Here is a 23,475-nt window from a genome sequence, read left to right as displayed (position 1 = left end):
GCGTACTGAATTCAGTCGCTGCGCTCAGGAATTTCGCGACAGCCGCATGCTGTAATCGCTGATGACAGACAGCGCGAGCGTCAGCGGTTTCGTTACGCGGAAGAGGACAACCGCGATCAGGAAGTAGATGGCGGCGCACAGCAATCCTGAGAGTACGAGCCTTACGATCTCGTTGAAATCGTGGAAGACGTAATGTCGGGCCAGTAGTCCCAACGCGATGGCGGCCAATCCGGCGACGATTTGCGGCGCGACGGCTTTGACGACGTCCGTCGTCGTAATTCCGACCGGGCGGCCCGCGTAGGCCAGTCCCGGAATAAAGAGCAGATAGACGATAATCGTGCCTGTGATCGCGGTGCCGATGACGCCGAAGGGAAGCCCGGCGAACACTGCCGCGATTTGGCAAACGGAACTGAAGAGGCCCCATTTCATCCAGCGTTCGGAGCGTCCCGTCGAGACGTGCAGCCATCCGAGAGTTCGTTCGAACGTTTGCGCGATGCCGCGCACGGCGAAGATGCAAAGGATCGTACCGGCGGGCGCCCACCGTTCGCCGAGAAGGATGACGATGAAGTCGGTGCCGGTGACGGCAAGCAACGCGAAAATCAACGCCGTCACGAAGCTGAGCGTCGATAGCGCGGTCGTCCAGGACTGGCGGAATTCGTGTAGACTGTTGCGGAGCTTGCTCAAGCTCGAGACAGCGATCGGATGCAGGGGATCGGCGAGCAGGCCGAGGACGTTGCCGTAGAACAGCAGCGCGTTTTGATAGTATCCGAGTGCGGAGGCACCATAGAAATAGCCGAGGGCAATTCGGTCGGCGGATTTCGCAAGATTGTCCGTCACGATAAAGCCGGTGACGCCCATTCCGAACCGGAGCGATTTTTTGACTTCCGGCGAATAGCGCGGCCGCATCGGCAACCAGCGGCAGCTGACCCATACGCCGATTGCCGTGACGCATATGGCGCAGACGGTTTTTGTGAGCAGCGCCCAGTAGCCCCAGCCCGTGAGTGCCATCGCGATGCTCAGCACGCTACTGATGACGTTGGCGCAAATATCGATGGCTGCGAGACTTCTGAACTGCATCGCTCTGCGCAGCAGCGCGGAATGCTGGATCGTCAAGCCCGAGGCGATGAACGTGATCGACGTGAAAATGGCGATGCCGGTGAGTTCCGGCTCGCGGTAGAAGGTGGCCAGCGGTCCGCTCAGAGCAATGAGAATGCAGGCCAGCAGCACGCCCATCGTCAGGTTGATCCAGAACAGCGAGCTGATTTCGGCTCGCGAAATGCTCGTCTTCTGGCTCGATGACTCTGACGTTCCAAGGTCGATCAGCATCGGGCCGAAGCTGGTCAGCGAAAATATGATCGCGGCAAGTCCGAAATCGTGCGGGGTGAGGAGGCGCGCCAGGATGATGATCGAAACGACCTGAGACATGAGGCCGACGCCGCGCGCTGCCACGACGATGATGCCGCTGTGAAGCGACGCACGGCCGAGCCCCGCGTTGGGCACGTTTTCCTGGAAGTACTTATCTGTTCGATTGCTCAAAATAATCTTCGCCACTTGCTGGACTGGGCCGTCAAAGTCATGCGCCGCGCCACTGTTCGCATGGGTGGCGATATCTGATTTCAAATAATTTTTGCTTGCCGTAGCATTGTGACATCCGCTTCGCGCCTGCAACGCTCATTGATAAGGGATGCTTAACCGATGCGGCTTCGGGCCATATCGAGGCCAGAGATTGACGATGTGTTGTTCGCTGTTCCGAGTTGACGGTTCGATAAGCTGCGTCAAACGGACTTCATACCTGCAGCGAAAAGGTCGTTCTTACTTGCAACTCGTAATATGGTGGTGACGTCTTGATGCGATCATCGTTTGGAAATTCGTAGAATGGCCCGGACGCATTGAAATGATGCTGCGTCCAACCGAGACTGCTGACGTTTACGATAACGGTCAACTCCTCTTTCCGTGGGATCACGCGCTGATATTGAACGGGAATCCGTTTTGTCCGTCTCGCGGTTGATCGAACGGAATCCAATTTTTAGGGCATGTGTTTGTCGCCATGACTGCTTCGCGCCGGTACCTTCTGGTTTCACCCTGCCGTGACGAGGCGGCGTATCTGCGTCGCACGCTCGACAGTGTCGCGGCGCAAACGGTGCCGCCGGCGCTTTGGATCGTCGTCGACGACGGCTCGACGGATGAAACGCCGGCGATCCTCGCGGAATATGCCCAACGTCTGCCGTACTTGCGCATCGTTCGCCGTGGCGATCGCGGGCGCCGCCGGGTTGGACCGGGCGTCATCGATGCGTTCTATGCCGGCCTGGATACGGTGCAGATCGAAGACTTCGACTACCTCTGCAAGCTCGATATGGATCTCGACTTGCCGGCTCGATATTTCGAACTTCTCATGAAGCGGATGGAGAGCAATCCGCGCATCGGAACGACTTCTGGAAAGCCTTGGTACACGGACCCGCAGAGCGGCGCGCTCGTACCGGAAATCTGCGGCGATGAAATGTCGGTCGGTATGACCAAGTTCTATCGCACCGCTTGCTTCAAGGAAATCGGCGGCTTCGTCCGGCAAGTGATGTGGGACGGTATCGATTGCCATCGGGCGCGCATGCTCGGCTGGATCGCGGAGAGCGTCGATACGGAGGATATTCGTTTCATTCATCTCCGGCCGATGGGATCGAGCGAGAACGGCATCTGGACCGGACGGCTTCGGCACGGTTTTGGTCAGTATTTCATGGGTACGTCGCCGCTCTATTACATGGCGGTCGCGGTTTACAGGCTGCCGGTTTATCCGCGCCTGACGGGCAGCGTTGCGATGCTGTGGGGCTATCTCAGAAGCTGGCTCAAAGGCCTGCCGCGTTACGATGATACGGAATTTCGTCGTTTTCTGCGCACCTACCAGCATAACTGTCTGCGCAAGGGCAAGCGGGCGGCAACGGCCGAACTCAATGACGAGCAGGCGCACATCTGGAATGCAAGTCATCCGGTGAGCGTCGCGGCCGTTTCCGGCCCGGCGTTGTCGAAAGCAAATCATGGCGGGTTCGCAGATGGCAGCGTTCGGTAGAGTGCGGTTTCTCAGCATCGATTTCGACGCGGCCAGCACCGAGAGTGCGGCCGATGACATTCTCGCCGCCGGCAAGCTTCCGTTCCGATATGTCGTGACGCCGAACGTGCATCACGTGGTCAAGCTCCACGAGACGGGTGGCGATGGATTTGTCCGGTACGCCGACGCGTGGAAAGTTTATTGCGATAGCCGCGTCCTGAGCCAGTTGGCTCGTGCGTGCGGGTTGAATTTGCCGGTCGTTACCGGCAGCGACCTGACGGCGGTGCTTGTTCAGCGTGCGTCCGATCTCAATCTCAAAGTCGCGATCGTTGGGCCGAGCGCTGAAGATTGCGCCATTCTTGCCCGGCGCTATCCGGGTCTTGATATTTCTTCGTACACGCCGCCGATGGGTTTTATTAACTCGGAAGCCGAGATCAAGAAATGCATTGATTTTGTCGTGAGCCATCCGGCCGCTCTGACGTTTCTCGCGGTCGGGATGCCACAGCAGGAAATTCTGGCGCAGCGCATCGCCGAGCAGGGAGAGGCGCGTGGCGTTGGCCTGTGCATCGGAGCTTCGATTGATTTCCTGACTTTAAAGCAGCAGCGCGCGCCGCTGTGGGTTCAGCGTTTTGGCCTCGAATGGATGCATCGTCTTCTCTCTGATCCGAAGCGTCTGGCGCGGCGCTATCTGATCGAATGCCCGAGAATCTTTCCGCTGATCATCGCGCATGTTCGCGATACGAGATCGCGGGGCCGATCGCCGGCAGCTTAACGCCGCCGCGTCTTACAGAAGCGATTGTTTCAAGCGTCTTTCGCCGGTGCCGTCACGGCGGACTTCTGCGCGTGCGCCGATCGCAAGGCTGCGAAGGCAGCTTCGCGGACTTCCTTCGACGTCCGCGATTTGGACTGAATGAATGCGGCGATGTCGGTTGGGCGAACATCGCGGACGAGTGCTGCGATGGTGTCCAGGTTCAGCGGCGTGCTTGCCCAGCAAGGCAGGCACAACGCATCATCCGAGGCGAATGAGTTTGCCGGCGGTCCGCATACGTTGTCGGCGAAGACGCCGTAAAGAACGCATTCTGAGAAATCGAGGCGGCCAGCAAGCGCCGTATACCAGGGCTTTCCGGTCACGCTCTCGATCCGCTCAAACATCTGTCGGGCGACGATAGGATTCCACGCCAACGGCGATGAGATGTAGTCGGGAAACGGCGGCTCTTCAGGCGGCAGGCCGAGCAGAGTGTGTGCCACGCGATGCCAAATAATCTGCCGCGGCAGGCGCTCGTCGATCTGGTCCAGCTTGCGGAAGAAGCGTACGGCGCCGTCGCGCACGAATGTGTCGGCGTCGAAGGGGCGGATGAATTCGACGTCCGAGTCCGCCGTCACGACGGCGTCGCAATCGGAATTGGCGACGGCGGCCAGTTTGACGATCTGTTGCTGGATCCAACCGCGCACGGGAGGATATGGCTTGCTGAGATTGACCGTGATGTTGCTGAAAGGAACGTGGACGAAATTTGATGGCAGGAATTCTGCGTCGCAGCGTATACGTGTGCGCGGACCAGCGAGCCGGCTGAATAATTTGAGATCGGATTGCGGAACGATGATGTGGTGTTCGACCGTCGCAGGTGAATTTTCCAGCACTGAACGGTTCAGGGCTGCGCACAGCTCATAATCAGGCGAGAAACTTTTCGTGATCACGGCAATGCGCATAATGCCTCCCAATAATCCGCACATTTCGCATGCTAACAGGCCCGAGCAACGAATATTTTATGATAGTCTTAACTACCTATCGGGCCGTGCAGTTCATGCCAAAATATCAATCTGCCCCACTATGTTAATGATAGTGAATTGCGTTGTATTCGTGCGGTTTCTCGCCTTCTTTCGCGCTCTGTTGTGCGTTGGACATCGTTCGTCTCCCGCCATCGCGAGCATGCTCTTAGCGAGCGCGATCGTGATGGGGAATACCTTTAATGTCGCTGCCCAAAATATCAGCTCCGGCACGTCGAAAGACCTGCAGTCGAGGGTCAGCGAAAGCGAGGCTGCGGACATAATTCCGGCGGATCGGAGGACGACTTGGACTCCGGGTCTCAACGCCGTCGGCGGTATTCCCATTCGGACGGTCGTTTACCGGACGCTCGCACCTCGAGGCGGAACAGGCGACGACACGGCAGCGATCCAGCATGCTCTCGACACTTGTCCGGCCGGGCAGGTAGTGAAGCTTAGCCCCGGGACGTTCCGGATTGAGGGGCAGGGGCTGCGTTTCAGGTCGCCGGACTGCACGTTGCGAGGTTCGGGCACCGGCGCGCTCGGCACCGGGGAGGGCGGAACCCGCCTCATCAAAGCCGACCGCGACAGCAATGTGAATTTTGCCGTGCTTTACGTCGGCAATAGCGCCTCGCATTTCTCGTCGTCCATCAATCTCGCGGCGGATGCGGTCAAGGGCACCAACTCGGTCGTGCTGGCGAGCGCTCCGAGGGTCGTCGCGGGCGAGATTGTCTTGATCGACGAGGTGACGGATGACGATCCGCGGGTGTGGTGGGGTCCGGAACACGATTCACCTGGCGGAGGATCGCGGCGGTGGTTTTCCCGTCAGGACCGGTCCTTGACGCAAATGATGGAGGTGACGGCTGTCGACGGAAACACGGTTACGTTCTCGACGCCGTTCCACATCACGTTCAAGGCCGCGTACGCCGCGCAGATGTCACGCTATCAGGAGCCCGTTCTGCATCGCGTGGGCGTCGAGGATCTTTACGTTTACGGCGGCATGGGCGGCGACGGTCACGGCAATATTTCGGTCAACCTATGCGCCTATTGCTGGGTCAAAGGCGTTGAATCGCACTGGTCCGTCGGCTCGTCGATCGGCTTTTACGGCACGTTTCGCAGCGTGCTCAGGGATTCCTACGTTCATGAAACGCCAGATCCCAATCCCGGCGGCGCGGGATATCTCGTGGCGCTCAATTCCGGCGCATCCGACAATCTCATCGAGAACAACGTCATGTGGAGCGGCAATAAGGATATTGTCGTGCGGGCCACGGGCGGCGGCAACGTCATTGCGTACAACTACATGGATGACGCGTACGGCGGCGGATATCCGAACATGCCGGAAGCCGGTTTGAACGCGGGTCATTACACGACGCCGCATATGGAATTGCTCGAAGGCAATTACAGCCACAATTACAAAGGCGACAGCTTCTGGGGCAATTCGATTTACATCACCGTGTTTCGTAATCATCTTTCCGGGCTTCGCGCGGCGCGGCCGCCGCTGAACGCGTACAAGGTGAATGATTATCCCTACATGGATTTTGGCGCGCGCGCCGCCGTCGATATCCAAGCCCATAGCGACAACACGAATTTGGTCGGTAACGTGCTGGGTTTCAGCGGGCAGCAGCTCTTGAGCTATCGAAGCCCGAGCTATTCCGATTCCCAAAAATCCTGGTCCTACGAAGAACTCTCCGGTTTCACGGATGGGATTGTCAACATGTGGCGCATCGGCTCGCAGCAGGCAGGCGGATGGACTTGGGAACCGAAGACTTATGAAACGCAGCTTCGGGATGGCAATTGGGATTGGGTGACGCGATCGCAGCGGTGGCATGGCATTGGCGGCGCCGTAGGGTCCGGCACGCCGAGGCCGATCCCCAACTCGCTTTACCTGACGGCAAAGCCGGATTTTTTTGGGTCCAATCCGTGGCCGTGGGTCGATCCCGCAACGGGCGCTGTTACTGCGCTTCCGGCCAAGGCCTGCCTCGAGCAAGGCAAAATGCCGACGTGCATGATGGGCAAATGATAGGCCGCCAGCCGATCAGCTACCAGCAGGCGTCGCTATTTGGCGATGTCGATCTCAGGACGCTTGCGTATCCGGTTCGGGCTGGTAGGCCGCCGTAACGAGCGGCCCCTTCGCAGTTTGCCGGCGCGCACGCGGGCGTACGTTTTGCCGGTAATCCGGCACGTATCGCGCTGTGACGGCGGTCGCAAGCAGGAATGTCATCCAGAGCGTATCCTGTCCGTGCATCCACACGGTCTCGAGGAAGTTCTGCAGGATGACGAAGAAGGCAAGCGCCAACAATAAGAGCGCGAGCCGTGCGTTTCGTTTCGCGACATGACCGATTGCGTGCAGCGTCGTCATGATGAAGGCCACGAGCAGCAGCAGGCCCGGATAGCCGAGATCGAGCTGCGTATCCAGATAGCCGTTGTGGCCAGAAGGCATGCCCCTGATCCAGCCGGGCGCTTCGGTGAGGCTCGGCCCATCGGAACCGACCAGCCAAAACGACTGGTAGCCCCAGCCGAGAATTGGCCGTTTGGAAATTTCGTAGTTCACGAAATCCCAGATGAACATACGGCCGGAAAGATCGTAGTTGCCGTAGACGTACCACGATATGCGATTGATGATGTTTCCCATCACCGCTGCCAGGACGGCGTATGTGATCGGGATCGGCAGGATCGTGATGGCGGGTGATGTTCCAAGCCTGCGGCCGATGAACAACGTCGCCCCGGCCATGATGGGGGCGATTATGGCCATGCCGAGTGAGCCTTTCGATTTGCTCACGATCATGAGGAAAACGGCTGCAGCGATGATGACGAGTGCCAGCGCGCGCCGCCAGCCCCGAAACAGCAGTTCGTAAAGCGACAGCAAAAAGGCGATGGCCGCGCATTGGCCGAGTTCACCCTTGAACGAAAAATATCCGGGGTAGCCGATGACCTCGATGCCGTGCCAGCCTTGAACGGAGATCGGAGACTGCATGAAGACAATCGGGATGTTCAGGACGACGGCCGCCGCGAAGCAGAAATAAACGCCGCGCATCACATCTGTGCCGGGACGCGCAATCAACGTCGGAAGGACGATACAGCTTACGATCATCGCCTGAAGCACGAAGCGCGTGAGCGTGAACTCCGGCTTGAACGCCCAAAGGATGCTCAAGCCCGCGAAGCCAAGGTAGGCGAATAGACAAATGATGTTCGCCGGCAGGCGTCTCAGACGCGAGAAATTGCGCGCGACCAGAAACAGTGTGATGAGAGTCAGGAGCGGCCAGACGATCTTGTTCTCCGGGCGCGGCGTCATGAGTATTTCGACCGCTGCTGCCGGTGCAACGCTGATTTCGGAGGACGTTGTGAGCGAGAAATTTAGTAAAGGCGCGAGGATCAAGATGTAGGCAAACGCTGCCATCGGCACGAGCATGCACACGTCAAATGCGGGCGGTGGGAGCTTCTCGGACGTAGCGCGCATTGGGCGCCTTGCGACTCTTGACATAGACGAACTCGATCGAACCCGATGCGGTTGGCTCCTCATTCCCAGGTACTCCGTCCGCCTGCCGCCGTACACCATGCGGTCAAATCTTGATTACTGAGCTTAATGCGCGGTTGCTCAGAAGTATCTTTTGAGATCGAGAAATCTTTTTTCGAAGAGATGATAGCTCGGCACCGCGATGAGCAGAGACAAGCCGACACCGATCAGCATGCGAGCCGCCATCGCCAGCCAAAGGCTTCCGCTCCAGGCTGTGAGCTGGTCGTTAAGATGCGTCTCCATGAAATACCACGTTAAAATGCCATGGTAGACGTAGAGACCGTAGCTGTACTTGCCAAAAAAGCCGAGATACGGCCCCTGCAGGATGTACGACACAGCGTTGGACGCGGGTTTGAGCGCCAGCAAAATCAGCGCGCCGAAGAATAGGGCGATGAACGTGCCGCGAACTTGATGGAGAACGTCTTCGGCCAATCCGGTGAACGAGGCGAACGCCATCACAGCAAAGAGCGCCGCGCCCGAAGCAAGTACGGCGTAATTCGAATTCGCCATCCAGCGCGGCCACACGCCCGGTTCGCGCAGCCGAAGCGCAATGAAAGCGCCGACGCAGAGGGCGTCGATGCGGCAGGGCGTCAGGACCGAGATCGACGTTTCGTTAATATCGGCAAGGGCCAATGCGATACGCAAGGCGAGGGCGAATACGATCACACCAATGCATATCTTTTTCAGCGTCGGGGCTGGGAAATAGAACACGACCAGCGGCCAGACGAGATAAAAATGTTCCTCGATCGCAAGCGACCAGAAATGCGCGACGTAATTGAGCGAGTCCCAGGTGCCGGTCCAGGCGATGAAGAAATTGGATGTATAGGTCCAAAGCCAGATCTGATGTGAGCGTGCGGTTTCAAGCAGCGGTGACGGCTTGACCAAAAGCGGCAGTATCAGGAACAGGGCGATCAGGACGGCGTAATAGAGCGGAAAAATTCTCAGCGTGCGTCGCGCATAGAAGTTGCGGAAGTACCTCGGTTTGTTTTTGGACCCGAGCAGAATGCCGGTGATCAGGAAGCCCGAGAGCACGAAGAACAGGTCGACTCCCATCCAGCCGTGGACGGCGGCCTTCACGAAAAACTTCTGCAATGGCGTTTCCGCGACCGCGCCGCCAATGAAGTGGACGGTCATCACCAGAAGAATGGCCAAGCCGCGAATGCCGTCCAGCCCAGGCAGATGGCCACGCAGGTATTGGTCTGCCGCCGAGGCGGGAAGGGTGGTCATCCGGTTGTGCCGCCGTAGGAATGAGTCAGCATCAGGCGCGTGCTTCAAGGATTTGATGATAAAATTTCTCGAGGGAGTCCGCGGCTCCGCCCCAAGAGTATTTCTCGACCGCGAGTTGCCGGGCCGCGTGTCCGATCGCGGACGCCCGATCCGGATTTTTCAGCAACTGAATGACGGCATCGGCGAACGCTTGCGGCTCGTCGGCGATGAGAAGATCGCGGCCAGGTTCGGCCTTGATGCCTTCGGCGCCCAAGGTGGTCGAGACGATCGCTTTTCCCAACGCCATGCCTTCGACGATTTTGAGCCGGGTTCCGCCGCCGAGGCGCAGCGGCACGACCAGCGCTGCGGCTGATGCGAGGTGCGGGCGAAGATCCGGCACAAATCCGGTCAATTCGATACGCGGACCGGCCAGTTCCTTGACCGAAGGATGCGGATTGCTGCCGATGATCTTGAACTTGGCGTCGGGGCAAGCCTCGGCGATGCGAGGCCAGATATCGCGTACAAAATGGATCACGCCGTCGATGTTCGGGACATAGGACATGTGGCCGAAGAAGACGATCGTCTTTCCGTCGGACGGCGGGTCGGAAGGCCGGGGCTGATAGAAGTCGACGTCGGCTGCGTTCGGAATGACGGTCGTGCGGATGCCGGGCACTTGCTGGTGCAGGCGGTCCTCATCGTCGGTGCTGCAAAGATAGACGCCGTCGGCGCCGCCGTAGGTTGCCAGCTCTTCCCGGCGCAGCTTGCGCCAGTTCACACCGGCATAGAAACGGCGCAGCAGACTGCTGCCGGACCGGGCATACTGACGGATCAGCTCGTAGTCGATGTTGTGTGAATCGACCACGACCGCAGGCAGCTTTTCTCCAGGCGGGGCCTGTCGGAAGTTGCAACGTCCCAGAAATGAAAACTCTAAATTTACAATGTCGAACCGATTGGATTGCAAAACCCGATCGAGTGCCTGTTGCATCGCCGGCACCGTGACTTGCTGGCGTTCGAAGCTTTGCGGCGAGGCCAGCGAGCGCAATTGGAGCAAACGTTTGCTCATGCCGTCTTTGCCGTTGGGATTGGGGATCAGAACGACTTCTCGACAATACGCCTGCATGGCTGCGCGGCATTCGTCGGCGTCGAATTCGGCGTCGGCGAGCGACACCGCTGTCAGGTCATGACGGCGGCTCAATTGCGTCATCAGGCCGTTAATGCGGGCTTGGGCGCCGAAACGCGGCGGGCTCGCGGGCATGTGGGACACGTAAAGGATGTTCAGGCGTCGGGGGGCGATCATTCGGACCGTCAGATTCCAGCAGTCGGTGGCGGCATTGGTGGATGGGGTCCAGCTTCAACAGGTTGCCCACGTCGCGATCTTACGGCCGCGACTATCGAGCGAATAATCCATGAGGGGGCAGGTGGGCGACATGTATTCAAAATTATCCATTAATCCCGAGTACTTCGATCATACCCTTCTGCGTGTCGTCATAAGCATGGCATGCATTCTGCACCTAATCGGCTGGGTGCCGTCTTGATATCCAAAATGGTGCTCGGCCGACGACGGACTACGGCTGCCCGCCAGAGGTCTTACGCCGGCCAAGGTGCCATGTTATTGTGAAAGCAATAACAATTAGCGACAGTAGAAATTCCGAGAATTGCAGTATTTCCTAAGAGTGGGTGCGGAATAAAATGGTTGCCATGTCTGAAAATTTTGCAATTCCAGCGGATGATGTTTATCAGTCTACTAACAAAAACAAACTGGGAATGGCCGATATTCCCTGGGTTTTGCGGCGGGGATGGGTATTTCCGGCGCTCGGTGCTTTGCTCGGCCTGACGCTCGCTGGCGCATTTCTTATGACCGTCCCCGCGGTCTACAAGAGCAGCGCTCGAATTCTGATGGACCGCAGCGTTAATCGGTACCTGCAAACCAACAAGATTTCTGAATCTCCCGTGCTCGATGACGCCGACATCGCGGGACAGATCTATGTGCTATCGTCGGACAGTGTCGTCGTTCCGGTGGTCCGAGAACTCAAATTGGATCAAGATCCGGAATTCGTCGGCCGTCCGGGAGAGCCCGGCAAATTCGGTATCAAGCAATTCATCAAGACCGTACGCAATTCGGTTCTTAGCCTGCAGGCTGAGTTTGCGGGATTGGAAGGGTCGCAAATCGATTTGCGTCTCGGCGCCGGAAAGCCGGCCCTGCAACTCGATCCCAGCGTCATCAAGGAACGAACTGCGGTCGACATGCTCCTGCAGCAGTTGAGCGTCTACCGCGAGGATGCGCCGAACGTCATCAATATCGGGTTCTCGTCGCAGGACCCGGTGAAGGCTGCGAATATCGCCAACGCAATCGCGGACAAATACATCTCGACGATCGAAAATCGCAAGCGCAGCTCGAGCAAGATGATCAGTCAGCTGCTCGAGGAGCGGCTGCTGGAACTGAAGCGGCAGAGCGATGATGCCGACCGCGCACTGCAAGATTTCATTTCGGCGCACAACCTCGTTGGAATTACGGTCGGCCGCGTCGTGCAGACTCCGCAGGATGATACCGCGGCGCCGTCGCTGATGCCGTCCTCGACGCCCAACGATCTGATCCTGAAACTGCGCTCGCAGTATGTGGATCTTGAGACGAAGGCCAACGAGCTAGAGCGCCAGCTCGGGCCCTCGCATCTGGCGGTCGTCAAGCTCCGCAACCAGATGGCGGAGATCAAGCGCGCGATGAAGAATGAAGATCAGCGCAACGGTTTGACCGACGCCGATCAGGCCAAGCTTCGCGATCTCGAAAGCTCGGCGGCGACCTTGCACAACCTCTACAACGCGGCGCTACGCAAATCGAACGAGGTCAACCAGATCCAGCCGGACATGGAAGAAGCGCACATCATCTCGCGCGCTTCGCCGCCGCTGTCGAAGAGCTACAAGAAGCCGATGCTGCTGCTTGGCGGCGGCTTGATGTTCGGGCTGCTTTCCGGAGCGGCGCTGGCCCTTGGACGCGAATGGCTCGCGTCAGTGTTCCGCACGCCATCGCAAGTGCGTCAGGCGACGGGTCTCTATTGCGCGGTTCTGCCGAAGGTGGAGCCTGCGCCGGGCCGGAAGGGTATCGAGGATTACGTTCTCGACGCACCGTACACGCGCTTTACCGAAAGCATACGAAACGTGCAGGCGCTGCTGAAATCGGATCAGCGCCGAGCCGGGACCAAAGTCGTCGGCGTGATATCGGCCACGTCCAATGAAGGCAAGACGACGGTGGTGTCGAACTTGGCGACGCTGATGAACTCGCTGCCGCGCGCTCGCACTCTTATCATCGACGGTGATCTGCATCGGCGTACGGTTACGGAACAGCTTACGCCGGGCGTGACCGAGGGGCTGCTGGAAGCGCTCGTCGACCCGTCGCGTCTCAAGGAACTCGTGGTCAAGCGCGAGCGGTCGCGCGTCGACGTTCTTCCTTGTGCAAGGTCCGAGCGGACGCCGCACGCGGCAGAGCTGCTCGGCTCGGTCGAAATGGAAAAGCTGCTGGACGTTGCGCGAGAGTCCTACGACTTCATTATCGTCGAAGTGCCGCCGATCATGTCGGTCGTTGATGTCAAGACGGTGGAGAGATTTATCGACAGCTTCATCTTCGTCATCGAGTGGGGAGAAACGAAGCGCGAGCTTGTCGAGGAAGCTTTCGACGAGGTCGACAACGTCCGCGACCGGATCCTCTGTGTGCTGCTCAACAAGGCCGATCCCGCCGCGCTCAAGATGATCGAGGCCTACAAGGGATCGCGAATCGGCAATTACTATGTGGGTTAAACGATGCGCGAATTGATTCGCGCATTCCGATTCGGATTTACTAGTTTGCTATACGTCGCACACCGAAAGTGGGGTTAGCCACCACTTTCGGTGTTTTTCGGCAACGGACTTCTGAATTGATTTCCGCGCCTTGTTTAATTTAGAAATCCGGGCTCTCCGCTTCGAGTCGAATCACCTATAGGCGAAGTAGGCGCGATCTACGCGCAGCATGCTTTGCCAGGGTGGGGACTTTGGGGGAACTGGTTCCTAAGCGAGTCTTTTCAGACTCCCAATACATAAGCCGTGCGCCGACTCGTGGACGTCGCGCACGCTTCGGCGCTGGTGCCGTGCTCACAGCGCTTTCGCTGGCGGGCTGTTCGCACATGCCCATCAACGGGCCTCAATCTCGCGACATCGACCGGAGTGCCACTGCATCCATCTCCACGCCGCGCGACGCGGTCGTGTATGACTACGCGCTTCTCGATATCAATCCGCTCATTCTGCAAATTCTTGAATCGAATGCGTCCGATTCATTCTATCGGACCTTCGGGGCGCACCGCGGCGGTATTCCGATTGTCAGAATTGGCGTCGGTGACGTGCTGCAAACGTCGATATTCGAGTCGTCTTCGGGCGGATTGTTCGTCGCGGGAGATGCAACTAATCGAAGTGGCAGCTACGTTACGTTGCCGGTGCAGACGGTCAGCGGCAAGGGTACGATTTCGATCCCCTACGCCGGCGCCGTTCGCGCAGCCGGCCGGACAGCCGTCGAAATTCAGCAGGATATCGAGACGAAGCTCGCTAAACGCGCGATCGAGCCTCAAGTCATCGTCAACGTCGTCGAGCAGAACGCAGACTCGGTTACGGTCATCGGCGATGCTGGCGGCAACAAGTTGAAGCTCACCGGTTCGGGTGAGCGCATTCTCGACGTTATTTCGAAAGCTGGCGGTGGTGCTGCCGGTGGCAAGTTTGCAGGTTACGAGTTGCTGGTAACCTTGCAGCGGAAGGGCCGTACGGCGACCGTTCCGTTCACGACCCTCATCAATGAGCCGGCGGAGAACCTCTTCGTGGCGCCGGGCGATGTCGTCTACGTCAAGCGGCAGCCGAAGTCGTTCGTCGCCTTCGGCGCGCTGGCTTCGACTGGTGCTTCGGGAACCGTCTCGGAAGGCGAGACTTCCGCGGTCAGCGCACTGTTCGCTTTCGGTCAGGAGCGGCTATCGCTCAACGAGGCGATCGCAAAGGCTGGCGGTTTGTCCGATGGGCGTTCGAATCCCGCGCAGGTCTTCATTTTCCGTCCGGAAAGCCGCGAGACACTCGAGCGGATGGGCGTCAATCTGAAGAACTTTGCTCCGGATCAGCGCGTCATTCCCACGGTTTACCGCGCCAATTATCGCGATCCGTCGTGCTTCTTCTTCGCCCAGAGATTCCAGATGCGGGATAAGGACGTGATCTACGCATCGAACTCGGATGCGACAGAGGTCCTGAAAGTTCTCGGCTATGTCAACGCTTGGATGACGACGGCGGGTAACGCCTTCATCCAGGGCCGTGCAATCGGTGATATCGCGAGTGGCGCTCATGTCCTTTCGAACGCGTCGACTGTTGTGGTTGCACCTTAAGCGCGGTCGTTCGGAATAGATTTTCGAAATCCGGTGAGGCGGGGTCTGATTACAGAGCCCGCCTCATTCATTTTGGCTTGAGAGGCTCTGTTGGGTTAATCCCTGCGAGTGGAGCGCTTTTCTTCCCGCTGGCGGTCAGGCGCATGGTGTTTGCCGTATTCCGAATTGGACGCCGTCGCGCATTGCCTCCAAGGCGCCCGCTCCCGTATCTAGCTAACGTGCTCAGCCGCCGTGGAGTTCGTTGGTCCGGACGGCCTGGCGTTGCGCCTCGACAACCGGAGGGTTTTGGCTGGTGTGTGGTATCGCTGGGATTATCGGACGGCTGGATGACGCAAATCGCGCTGCGCTGAGCCGCATGAGCGGTGCGCTCGCGCACCGTGGTCCAGATGCCGAAGGAACATGGGCCTCGGAGCCTGACGCGCGCAACTGGGGTGCTCTGCTCGCGCATCGCCGGCTCTCCATTCTCGATCTCTCGCCTGCGGGCGTGCAGCCGATGACCGATCCTGTCACCGGTGACGTCGTTGTCTTCAACGGCGAGATCTATAACTTCGGCGAGCTTCGCGCCCGCCTCGAGGCAGAAGGCCAAACGTTTCAGTCGTCGGGCGATACTGCGGTCATGCTGCGCGCGCTCGGTCTTCACGGACCCAAGGCAGTCAGCTGGCTGCGCGGCATGTTCGCGTTTGCATGTTGGGATCCGAGGACCCGCCGCCTGGTGCTGGCGAGGGATCCGCTCGGCATCAAGCCGCTCTATCTCGCGCGGCCGACGCATGCGAATGCCCATTGGTCGCTCGCTTTCGCATCCGAATTGCGCGCGCTGCTGGCGTCGGGATTGCTGGAAAATCCTCGTCTCGATCCGAGCGGCGTCGCGAGCGTCGTTGCGAACGGGTTCGTGAGCGGCCCCGGTACGATCGTCAAAGATGTCGAACTCGCGTGGCCAGGAGAGCTTCTGGAATTCGACACAGCGGGCGGAAATCCCCGTCGCGAACGCTTCTGGAATATTCCGCGCGGTGCCGGGCAGCCGACGATCAGTGAGCCCGAGCTGGCGCACGTCATGGAGGAGGGGCTAAAGCTTCACCTCGCGAGCGATGTGCCGTTGGCGGTCTTCCTATCTGGCGGCGTCGACTCTTCCGCCATGGCCAATTTAGCGCGCCGCGCCGCTCAGTCTTCCGTCCACACTTTCACATTGGCGTTCGAGGATCAGGAACTGAACGAGGGGCCGATCGCGCGACGCATCAGCGAAGCGATCGGAACCGATCACCACGAGGTCGTCCTGACCGAAGCGGACTTCGCAGCGTCTCTCGACGCAGCGCTGGATAGCCTCGATCAGCCGACGTTCGATGGCCTCAACGCTTACACGATGTCACGCGCGATCCGTTCCGCCGGATACAAAGTTGCGATTTCCGGCACGGGCGGCGATGAACTGTTCGGCGGGTATCGCTCGTTCCGGGAACTGCCATTGCTGCAGAAGCTGTTGCGATCCGCCGCGTTCGTTCCGCGCAGCTGGCAAGCGGGTGGCGCGAGATTGCTGACACAGCGGCTGGGGCGATCCGCAAGCGGATTTCCGGGGCAGACGCGCTGGTCGAAGCTTCCCGATATGCTTCGCCGGGGCGGCGATTTGATCGGGCTCTATCAGCTCGCCTATGCGCTGTTCCTTCCCGAGCTTCAACGCGATCTGCTCGCCGCCGATTTTGCCGAGCCGTTGAGCGACGGTCTGCATCCCGCGATGCGGCAGCGTCTCGATGGCGAAACTCAGGGCTGCTCGCCGTTGACGGCAATCAGCATCATGGAGCAGCGGATTTTCCTCGGCGAACGTCTACTGCGGGACAACGATGCCGCGAGCATGGCGTGCTCGCTGGAACAGCGTGTTCCGCTTGTCGATCAAGTCCTCCTCGAAAACGTCAGCCGCTTGCCAGAAGCGGTGCGTTTCGAGCCGCTCGGACGAAAGGCCATTCTGAGACGCATCGGGCTCCGTGGTCTCGATCCGGCACTGTTTGACCGGCCGAAAAGCGGTTTCGTCATGCCCTTCGATCGCTGGATCCGGCGCGGTTTGAAAAAGGCGATGGATGAGACGCTGCGGGATCCAGGCGCCGTGGCGGCGGCGGGGCTCAATCCGGCGACCGTTGAGCGGTTATGGCAGGCGTTTCTCGATGGCTCGCCGGGCATCTACTGGTCGCGCGTGTGGGCGATCTACGCCCTCGTGCAATGGTGCCATCGCAACCGCGTGTTTCGCTAGCGGTACTCGGGGCCAGCAAGGTTTGGCGCGCCGTCATTTCGACACGCGCGCCAAAGCACTCCAAATATCAAAGTCCGGATCAGTTCGCGCGCCGGTTTAGTACGCGCCGCGCGTGAGCACCAACATCGTGCGCACCATGATCTCGAGATCGAGCCAGATCGACCAGTTGTCGATGTAATAGAGATCGTATTGCAGGCGGTTGAGAATGTCTTTTTCGGTTCTCGTCTCGCCGCGGTGCCCATTGACCTGCGCCCAGCCCGTCAAACCGGGAAGCACGCGACGGCGCTGTGCGAAATGATCCAATTGCTGCTCGAACAGCACGTCGTGCGCCAGCGCATGCGGCCTCGGCCCGACGACGGACATCTCGCCTTTCAGGACGTTGATCAGCTGCGGTAGCTCATCAAGGCTCGTGCGGCGCAGGAACCATCCAATGCGCGTCACTCGCGCGTCGTTGCGCTGGGCCTGCTGAACTTTCTCGCCGTCTTCGGCAACGGTCATGGTTCTGAACTTGAAGATCCTGAAGACCGCGTTGTTCTGGCCGTACCGGCGCTGACGGAAGAAGACCGGTCCCGGGCTGTCGAGCTTGATCGCCAGTGCGATGAGCGCGAGCAACGGCGCCAAAAGCGCGAGCGCAATTCCAGCGACGACAAAATCGATCATCGACTTCAGCAACCGGTTGCGCTCGGAGAGCGGGACAAGATTGACGATACTCGTTCTGAGCTTGCCGAACGTGCGTCCACCCTGAACCGTGACCGGGAAGGGATTGAGATCCGTGCACAGCAGCAGATCGGTCGAGAACGACGCGAGTTCGCGAATGCTCTCATGAATGCCGGCGCCTTCGGATGCGGGAAGGCAAATGATGACCGAGTCGAACTTGCCGCGAGTGATGGCGCTTTTCAGATCGACGAGGTTGCGGACGGCGGCCAGTGCGGATTGATCCGCTTCAGCCGGTTCGCTGATGTAGAAGCTTTCGATTGCGAGCGAATGATCGGCCTTCTGCGCCTCGCTCTTGATGGCGTTGACGTACTCTGGCGATCCGTAAAGCGCCACGCGCTGGAAGAGGCGGCCATTCGCGATCTGCTCGCGCACGCGCGCCATCGCGCTAATTCTGACTGCGATCAGGATGACGCCGCTCAGAGCGAACCACGTCAGGAACCAGCCGCGCGAATACCAGTCCGCGAATTTCAGCACGAAGAGAATGCCGAGAAGCACAAGGAACGACGTTCCGAGCGCGCCCCACAGTTTGCCGTAGGAAACCGTCGGGTCCTTGATCGCTGCGACGTCGTAAAGACCAGCTTGCTTCAGGAAGAGATACTGGATGAGTGCGAGCAAGCCCGCTGGCACGAGATATGGCCACTCAGGTTGTTCGACGTGCAGAAACAGATTGAGATAAAGCCACTTTGCAGCATAAGCGGCCAAGATCACGCCTGTCGCCTCTGCGATGGCGATCAAGGTGATGCAGGTATCAAATCTCGAGAAAAGATTTTGCCACGTGGCCGCGCGCCGAAAGCTGCCGAACTCGGCATTTGCACTGCTGTCAGTCATCTACGCACACAACTTTGATCAAGCCGACACTGGAAATGCTCTTTTCAGCGAAGGCGTCCCGCAATGATACAATCTATTGTCTTTGCAAAAAATTTTTCGTTTTTATTCAACCCATTCTTAATGGGCGTTAAGCTTTTTGCAAGCATTAGCACAAACCGCGCTAGTGCGACAAAGCCAGAAGCAAAAGACGGGCCAAGCAACTCGAAACGTATCTGTACAAGTTTTGCGGTAGCTTCTTGCGAGGCGCGCCACTTCAGATTGCGCAATGAGTGGTGTGTTAATTTTGTTGATGCGCAATTTTTGGTTGTTGCGGATCCGCCGATTAAGCGACTGTTCGCAGGCTGGCGAGCCAAGCGAGAACATCGGCCGGGCCAGTAAACGCGGCTTCCTTTTGGGAGAAGTGTTCGCCGGCGACCTTGAGGCCGTATCCACCCAATTCTTCCGCAGCGTGGAACGCGCCGATGTCGGCGATGTCGTCGCCGATCATCACCGGAATGCGGTTCGTAAATTCGGGCAGACCGGCGAGGGTGCGCAGGGCTCGTCCTTTGGAAAAGCCGACTGGTAGAATTTCGACGACTTTCCGGCCCTCCCAGATCGAGAACTGGCCGGGGTATTTTGGGACGAGGGCTTCGAGCGTGATCAAGAGCGAGTCCCGTAGTTCAGGCGCCAGTCGATAGTGCATCGCGATCCCGGTGCCCTTGTTCTCGGTCACGATGCCCGGCATCGAATCCGCAACCGACCGGATGTCGTTCAGCAGGTCCAAATTGAACGACGGTGTCAGAGGTTTGACCTCTCCCGTCACGGTTGTTCGCATTTCGGCACCGTGAACTCCGGCAGCGATGAACTTCAACGGCTTCAGCAGCGAGTCCGCTTCGGCGATCGGGCGGCCCGTCACGATGGCGACGGCACCGGCAAGGCGTGTCGCGACGACGCCGAGCAATTCCGCGAGCCCGGGTGGAATGCGAACTGTCGTCGGCGTCAGCGCCATGTCGAGCAGCGTGCCGTCGATGTCGAGGAAAAGCCCGATCGGCGTTTGCCTGTGCAGGAGTTCTTCGACGCGATCGCGTGTGGAAGGAGTGCTGCTCAGGTGCGAAGCCTGGATCGCGGGCGAGGGCTTTTCCTTTTTCAAACTGTGCATCTCGTCCTTTCCTAGATCGACCAGCTATGAAGCGACGGCGCAGTCGCTGCGGCGCTTTCGATTTCGGCTTCCAGTGCCTGCAAGGTCAAAAGACCCGATTGCGTGTCGACGAACTTGACGACGCTCGCGGCGTTGAGGGCTGCAGCGCTCAATGCGCGCGCCACGTCGTTCGTCTGAGTTGAATAGCAGGCGAATGTGGCCGAGAACGCATCGCCTGCGCCGGTGGTGGCCGCCGCGACGACGTGCGGAGCTTCGCGAAAATAGAGATCGCTGCCCGTCGCGAGAAATGCGCCGTTCGCGCCGTCAGTCAGTACGACAGTTCCGACGCCAACCTTGATGAGCCCGCCCAAAAACTTGCCAAGGCTCATTTCGTAGCCGCCGTTGCGCAAGCCGCGCTTGGCGAGAACGGGCGTCGCCGCTCCGTCATGGACTGCGAGAGGGGCTCCGCCGTCGCCAAATGATTGCAGAAGCCGGGGCATCAACGCCTGGGCTTCCGAGCGATTGATCGACAGGATGTCGATTTGATCGAGGCTTTCCCAGAAATCGTCGTACCGCGCCGTCAACTGGCGCACGCCGGGGTTTACGGCGAGCTTGGCGCCTGCCGACTTCGCGCGATCGACGATCAACGGATAGCAGTCGGCGGATTGATTGCTGAGGTTGGCGACATAAACGAGATCACGGTGCTCGAATGCGGCTGCCGGGATGTCGGCTGCTTCGAGTTTCGTATTCGCGCCGCGATACGTGAAGACGGCGGCATTGCGTTCGTGCGATGAAACGATGACGGAGGCGCCGGTCGGGGCGGTATCGTCAGTCACGATCCAGCGCAGATCGACACCTTCCTCCGTCAGCCGGTCGAGGACCGTGCGCGCTTTCGAATCCTCGCCAAGCTTGACGATCGTCGATGTCGAGTTTCCGAGCCGTGCGATAGCGACTGCCGCGTTGATCGCACCACCGCCCGTGCTCGTCGAAATCTGATCGGCTTCTGTCTTGATGCCTTCCTCGAGCAATAGATATGAGCTTTCGGCATTGAGCATTTTCATTTGCTCGATTCGGTCGCTCGCGATCGTGACGATGGTGTCGACCATTGCGCCGCCGATGGTGAGGACATTCATGTGCGTTCCCGCGCTTGCGCCATCGCCGGTTGGCGGGGCGCGAACCAGCGGTCCATATCTGCGTGCCAGAGGCGCGCTCCGCCCGCGACGCCCGATGACGGCTGAACGATGGTCGCCCATTGCGGAAGTGCAAACGTGATGCGCCGCGAGTTTCCGCCTCCGAGATAAATGCGATCAGCGTTCGTCAAGGCGTGTACGGCTTGGAGGGCACGCTCCGCACGCGCGTTCCACGCGTCGAGGCCGAGTTCAAGATAGGCGGCGTGGCCGACGTATTGATCGTAGTTCTGATCGTCGCGAGCGTAGTGCTGGCCAAGCTCCAAGCCGCAGAAGATCGTCCCATCGCTGAAAAGTGCGCAGCCCATGCCGGTGCCGAACGTCAGAACGCATTCTCGGCCCGGTCCTTTCGCGACGCCGAGGCCATAGACGATGGCATCGTTTAATATCCGGACCGGCGCGCCGAACGTATCGTGCAGCGTCTGCTCAAGGTCGAAGTTCTTCCAGTGAGCGGTGCCGAGGTTGGGCGCCGTTGAAATGCATTCGCGATGGACGACGCCCGGGAAGCCGACCGAGATCAATCCGAAATCCGGCAGCGGCGCAGCGATGCGGATTATGAGCGCGATGATCGTATCCGGCGTCGCGGGATGCGGTGTTGGCGTTGTCACGAACTCGGAAACGAGCGCTCCGGATTGATCGATTACAGCCGCCTTGATCAGCGTACCACCGATATCGACCGACAAGATATTGGGATTGCCGCCTCGGGCGTCCTGGCGAAGGACATGCTTTTTGTCGCCAATTTCGGGCATCAGCCACCTGCGTGCGCGGTCACCGATTTCTTGGTGATTGCGGTTTTCGGTACTTTGTCGAGGCGCTTCATGGCGGCCCTGACGCGCTGTGACGGTTGTCCTCGCCCGGTTCGCCGCTTTCCGGCTTTGACGAGTGCGTTGAAGAACGTCGAACCCCACGCATCCGAGTCCGATGTCCAGACGACGCTCGCAAGCTTTTCATGGCGGGCAACGCGCTCGTCAATCGGCATTTCGAGAGCGCGGCGGAGGCCCTGCACCATGTCGTTGCGGTCATAAGGGTTGACGAGCACGCCGTCGCTCAACTGTTCCGCAGCGCCAGCGAACTTCGACAGCACGAGCACGCCGGGATCTTCGGGATCTTGCGAGGCGACATACTCCTTCGAAACAAGGTTCATGCCGTCCATCAGCGGCGTTACCCAGCACACGCGTGAGGAACGATACACATCGCGCAACTCGCGTCGCGGAATCGGTCGATGGATGTAATTGATCGGCACCCAATCGAGTTCGCCGAAACGGCCGTTGATCGCGCCCGACAACGATTCAAGCTCTGAACGGATGTCGGCGTAGGCTTCCACGCTTTCGCGCGTCGGCGGCGCAAATTGCGACAGCACGATGCGGCGGCGATGCTCGGGGAATTCCTCCAGGAACTGGCCGAAGGCGCGGAATTTCTGCGGCAGGCCCTTCGTGTAGTCGAGCCGGTCGATCCCGATGATGCGGTTCATCTCTGGATTTTCACTATCGCGCTCGATCGTCGACGTCGCGAAGTCGTTTGTATCGATGCCGACTGGAAAGCATCCGATATCGAGTTCGGAATCGCAGGCACGAATTCGGCCTGACGGTAGCAGGCTGCCGAAAACGCTCTGCTGAAAGAAGTCGATCAGATTGCGAACGTCGCGGTGGGTCTGGAGCCCGATAAGGTCATAGGCGCTGAGCGCGCGCGCGATTTCGCGATGCTCGGGGATCGCGATCAAAGCCTGGGCGGGACCGACCGGAATATGCAGAAAGAATCCGATGGGGTTCTCGATCCCATGCTTGCGCAACTCAAGCGCCAACGGGAACAGGTGGTAGTCGTGAATCCAGATTACGTCGTCCGGTTCGATGAGGGGTGCGAGATGCGCAGCGAACTTCTTGTTCACCGTGACGTAGCGCGAATAATATCCCGCTTCGAACTGCGCGAGATCTAGACGGTTGTGAAAGACGGGCCACAGAACTGAATTGGAATAGCCGAGATAGAAATCGTTGTAATCGGCGGCGGTCAGAGGGATCGTAACCGTGGTGTGATTGCCTTCGCGAGACACGATCGTATCGGGATTTTCATTGTCCTCGACTTGACCATTCCAACCGAACCAGAATCCGCTGTGTCGCGCGAGCGCGTCGTAAATCGCGACACTTACGCCACCAGCCTGCGACGCTGCGCCGAAATCGATGACGCGATTAGAGACCATGACAAGCCGTGACAACGCCTTTTCCTTCCGTGCCGTCGTACTGGTTTACTGATTTAACCCCTGCCGATGCGCGGGATACCAAGGTGCTAAACGTGCGACATCGTTAAGAGTTCCCCTTTGGAAGGCGGAATTCGCTGCTCTGCACAAAATCTATTTTGCTCAGTTTGAACCCTCTGGCGACGACTCGTAATTAACTAACGATCTCAACCGCTAATAGTCGCTTGGTTCGTTTCGCACGACACGCAAGCATGGTAATCTGTCGGCATCAGATGCGGGGCACCACAGTCAGCTGGTGGATCA

Annotated in this window: 16 protein-coding genes; 6 read left to right on the top strand and 10 right to left on the bottom strand. The window is 59.0% G+C overall.

The annotated features are described in order from the left end of the window. Positions 1-24: 24 nt before the first annotated feature. On the bottom strand, positions 25-1,536 hold the full coding sequence (locus HYPGJ_RS07465; protein ID WP_046846791.1) for a lipopolysaccharide biosynthesis protein: 1,512 nt from the start codon (positions 1,534-1,536) through the stop codon (positions 25-27). Between the two features lie 511 nt (positions 1,537-2,047). On the opposite strand from HYPGJ_RS07465, the gene HYPGJ_RS07460 reads away from it, so the two are divergent. Further along, complete coding sequence (locus HYPGJ_RS07460; protein ID WP_046846537.1) at positions 2,048-3,058, top strand: glycosyltransferase family A protein; 1,011 nt, start codon at positions 2,048-2,050, stop codon at positions 3,056-3,058. Beyond that, a complete protein-coding gene (locus tag HYPGJ_RS07455) occupies positions 3,027-3,809 on the top strand; it encodes a WecB/TagA/CpsF family glycosyltransferase (RefSeq protein WP_046846536.1) in 783 nt (260 codons plus the stop codon). The genes HYPGJ_RS07460 and HYPGJ_RS07455 overlap by 32 nt, the downstream gene beginning before the upstream one ends. A 29-nt stretch (positions 3,810-3,838) precedes the next feature. On the opposite strand, the gene HYPGJ_RS07450 is transcribed toward HYPGJ_RS07455, so the two are convergent. Continuing rightward, a complete protein-coding gene (locus HYPGJ_RS07450; RefSeq protein WP_052750821.1) occupies positions 3,839-4,744 on the bottom strand; it encodes a DUF6492 family protein in 906 nt (301 codons plus the stop codon). A 244-nt stretch (positions 4,745-4,988) separates the two neighbouring features. Between HYPGJ_RS07450 and HYPGJ_RS07445 the strand changes: the two genes are divergently transcribed. Then, entirely contained in the window at positions 4,989-6,818 is a 1,830-nt protein-coding gene (locus HYPGJ_RS07445) for a hypothetical protein (RefSeq protein WP_143440501.1), read from the top strand. 54 nt (positions 6,819-6,872) lie between these two features. Here the strand turns inward: HYPGJ_RS07445 and HYPGJ_RS07440 are convergent, their stop codons facing one another. The 3 genes from HYPGJ_RS07440 to HYPGJ_RS07430 form a co-directional block, all read right to left on the bottom strand. Continuing rightward, the gene (locus tag HYPGJ_RS07440; RefSeq protein ID WP_052750820.1) at positions 6,873-8,255 is read right to left on the bottom strand and encodes an O-antigen ligase family protein; all 1,383 of its coding nucleotides are present in this window, start codon (positions 8,253-8,255) and stop codon (positions 6,873-6,875) included. 138 nt (positions 8,256-8,393) lie between these two features. After that, positions 8,394-9,539 (bottom strand): acyltransferase, encoded by a 1,146-nt coding sequence (locus HYPGJ_RS07435; protein ID WP_046846533.1) that lies wholly within the window; start codon positions 9,537-9,539, stop codon positions 8,394-8,396. Between the two features lie 31 nt (positions 9,540-9,570). Beyond that, complete coding sequence (locus HYPGJ_RS07430; protein WP_046846532.1) at positions 9,571-10,815, bottom strand: glycosyltransferase family 4 protein; 1,245 nt, start codon at positions 10,813-10,815, stop codon at positions 9,571-9,573. A 467-nt stretch (positions 10,816-11,282) separates the two neighbouring features. Between HYPGJ_RS07430 and HYPGJ_RS07425 the strand changes: the two genes are divergently transcribed. The 3 genes from HYPGJ_RS07425 (at position 11,283) to asnB (ending at position 17,132) form a co-directional block, all read left to right on the top strand. Further along, a complete protein-coding gene (locus HYPGJ_RS07425; RefSeq protein ID WP_159108285.1) occupies positions 11,283-13,307 on the top strand; it encodes an AAA family ATPase in 2,025 nt (674 codons plus the stop codon). A gap of 362 nt (positions 13,308-13,669) precedes the next feature. Further along, positions 13,670-14,899, top strand: a complete 1,230-nt coding sequence (locus HYPGJ_RS07420) for a polysaccharide biosynthesis/export family protein (protein ID WP_052750818.1) — start codon at positions 13,670-13,672, stop codon at positions 14,897-14,899. Positions 14,900-15,191: 292 nt separating this feature from the next. Continuing rightward, on the top strand, positions 15,192-17,132 hold the full coding sequence (asnB, locus tag HYPGJ_RS07415) for an asparagine synthase (glutamine-hydrolyzing) (RefSeq protein ID WP_046846531.1): 1,941 nt from the start codon (positions 15,192-15,194) through the stop codon (positions 17,130-17,132). 96 nt (positions 17,133-17,228) lie between these two features. Here the strand turns inward: asnB and HYPGJ_RS07410 are convergent, their stop codons facing one another. From HYPGJ_RS07410 to HYPGJ_RS07390, 5 genes are all read right to left on the bottom strand, one after another. Further along, positions 17,229-18,677 (bottom strand): undecaprenyl-phosphate glucose phosphotransferase, encoded by a 1,449-nt coding sequence (locus HYPGJ_RS07410; RefSeq protein ID WP_046846530.1) that lies wholly within the window; start codon positions 18,675-18,677, stop codon positions 17,229-17,231. Between the two features lie 322 nt (positions 18,678-18,999). Then, a complete protein-coding gene (otsB, locus tag HYPGJ_RS07405; protein WP_046846529.1) occupies positions 19,000-19,815 on the bottom strand; it encodes a trehalose-phosphatase in 816 nt (271 codons plus the stop codon). Between the two features lie 11 nt (positions 19,816-19,826). Further along, positions 19,827-20,927 carry a carbohydrate kinase family protein gene (locus tag HYPGJ_RS07400; RefSeq protein ID WP_046846528.1) on the bottom strand — a complete coding sequence of 367 codons (1,101 nt, stop codon included), beginning with the start codon at positions 20,925-20,927 and terminating at the stop codon, positions 19,827-19,829. Beyond that, positions 20,924-21,730: an ROK family protein gene (locus HYPGJ_RS07395; RefSeq protein WP_046846527.1), complete on the bottom strand. Its 807-nt coding sequence runs from the start codon at positions 21,728-21,730 to the stop codon at positions 20,924-20,926. The genes HYPGJ_RS07400 and HYPGJ_RS07395 overlap by 4 nt, the downstream gene beginning before the upstream one ends. Further along, positions 21,730-23,190 (bottom strand): trehalose-6-phosphate synthase, encoded by a 1,461-nt coding sequence (locus HYPGJ_RS07390; RefSeq protein ID WP_046846526.1) that lies wholly within the window; start codon positions 23,188-23,190, stop codon positions 21,730-21,732. Before HYPGJ_RS07390 ends, HYPGJ_RS07395 begins: the two co-directional genes overlap by 1 nt. Positions 23,191-23,475: the final 285 nt, after the last annotated feature.

The sequence above is a fragment of the Hyphomicrobium sp. GJ21 genome (genome assembly GCF_001006785.1).
GTDB lineage: Bacteria > Pseudomonadota > Alphaproteobacteria > Rhizobiales > Hyphomicrobiaceae > Hyphomicrobium_B.
Note: the sequence above shows the minus strand (reverse complement) of the source record. Positions and strands in the feature narration are given on the sequence as shown.

Coding starts and splice junctions, on each gene's coding strand:
- HYPGJ_RS07460 (WP_046846537.1), top strand. CDS start 2,048: ATGACTGCTTCGCGCCGGTACCTTCTGGTTTCACCCTGCCGTGACGAG.
- HYPGJ_RS07455 (WP_046846536.1), top strand. CDS start 3,027: ATGGCGGGTTCGCAGATGGCAGCGTTCGGTAGAGTGCGGTTTCTCAGC.
- HYPGJ_RS07450 (WP_052750821.1), bottom strand. CDS start 4,744: ATGCGCATTGCCGTGATCACGAAAAGTTTCTCGCCTGATTATGAGCTG.
- HYPGJ_RS07445 (WP_143440501.1), top strand. CDS start 4,989: ATGGGGAATACCTTTAATGTCGCTGCCCAAAATATCAGCTCCGGCACG.
- HYPGJ_RS07440 (WP_052750820.1), bottom strand. CDS start 8,255: ATGCGCGCTACGTCCGAGAAGCTCCCACCGCCCGCATTTGACGTGTGC.
- HYPGJ_RS07435 (WP_046846533.1), bottom strand. CDS start 9,539: ATGACCACCCTTCCCGCCTCGGCGGCAGACCAATACCTGCGTGGCCAT.
- HYPGJ_RS07430 (WP_046846532.1), bottom strand. CDS start 10,815: ATGATCGCCCCCCGACGCCTGAACATCCTTTACGTGTCCCACATGCCC.
- HYPGJ_RS07425 (WP_159108285.1), top strand. CDS start 11,283: ATGGCCGATATTCCCTGGGTTTTGCGGCGGGGATGGGTATTTCCGGCG.
- HYPGJ_RS07420 (WP_052750818.1), top strand. CDS start 13,670: ATGCCCATCAACGGGCCTCAATCTCGCGACATCGACCGGAGTGCCACT.
- HYPGJ_RS07410 (WP_046846530.1), bottom strand. CDS start 18,677: ATGACTGACAGCAGTGCAAATGCCGAGTTCGGCAGCTTTCGGCGCGCG.
- otsB (WP_046846529.1), bottom strand. CDS start 19,815: ATGCACAGTTTGAAAAAGGAAAAGCCCTCGCCCGCGATCCAGGCTTCG.
- HYPGJ_RS07400 (WP_046846528.1), bottom strand. CDS start 20,927: ATGAATGTCCTCACCATCGGCGGCGCAATGGTCGACACCATCGTCACG.
- HYPGJ_RS07395 (WP_046846527.1), bottom strand. CDS start 21,730: ATGCCCGAAATTGGCGACAAAAAGCATGTCCTTCGCCAGGACGCCCGA.